Source organism: Saccharopolyspora elongata, from assembly GCF_004348985.1.
Taxonomy (GTDB): domain Bacteria; phylum Actinomycetota; class Actinomycetes; order Mycobacteriales; family Pseudonocardiaceae; genus Saccharopolyspora; species Saccharopolyspora elongata.
Genome location: NZ_SMKW01000245.1, coordinates 1 through 751 on the forward strand (window position 1 = coordinate 1; position 751 = coordinate 751).

Annotated in this window: 2 protein-coding genes; both read right to left on the reverse strand. The window is 67.1% G+C overall.

Going from position 1 to position 751, the window contains the following annotated elements; all coding sequences use genetic code 11:
* Positions 1-160 (reverse strand): AsnC family transcriptional regulator (locus E1288_RS50705; protein WP_132495759.1); only part of this gene is annotated, 160 nt, incomplete at its 3' end.
* Between the two features lie 80 nt (positions 161-240).
* Positions 241-751, reverse strand: a 511-nt coding sequence (locus E1288_RS46525) for an HAD hydrolase-like protein (RefSeq protein ID WP_132495761.1), incomplete at its 5' end; no start/stop codon positions are given.

Sequence of the window (751 nt, forward strand, 5' to 3'; positions counted from 1 at the left end):
GAACGATCGTGTAGCCGCGGATGTGTCCCTGCCGTTCCAGCCGCTCGATGCGCTGGCGCACCGCGTTGCGGGACAGCAGGACTCGATGGGCCAACTCGGCGTGGGAGATCCGGGCGTTGCGGGAGAGCTCGGCAATGATCTTCTCGTCGATGGCGTCCACAGCAGGTGATCTCCTTCGAGCTGAGTTCGCCGGACCCCGCCGGTGTCAGCGGTTCCGTGCGGCGAAGCCGCCAGCAAGGGTCATGCCGGTGCAGACAGCGCCGTTTCGTCCAGCAGCATCTTGGCCAGCATTTCCGGCGAAGCGACGGATGCGATCGCTCCGGCGGCGTCGGCGGCATCACCGTAGCCCCACTGCACGTGGATCGTGGGCGTGCCCTCCGCGGCAGCGCTTTCCACGTCGTAACCTCGATCACCCACCATGAGCGGTCTGGAGACATCGACACCGCAGGCTCGGAGCCGGAGCAGGCATTCCCGGATCACCGCCTGCTTGGTCTCGCGCCCCGCCGCATCGGACGTGCCGCACACCGTCAGCAGGCGGGTTGCCAGTCCGTGGTGTCGCATGATCCGGTCAGCTTGGTCTTCCACCTTGGAGGTCGCCACCGCCATCGGGAATCCGGCTGCGGCCAGCTTGTCCAGCAGCTCGGGAATGCCTTCGTACGGGCGGCTGTCCAGTGCGCCGTTCTCGGCGTAGTCCGCTCGATAGACCTGGAGGGCACGCCTGGCGGTCGGTTCGTCGAGACCGAGCACGTTC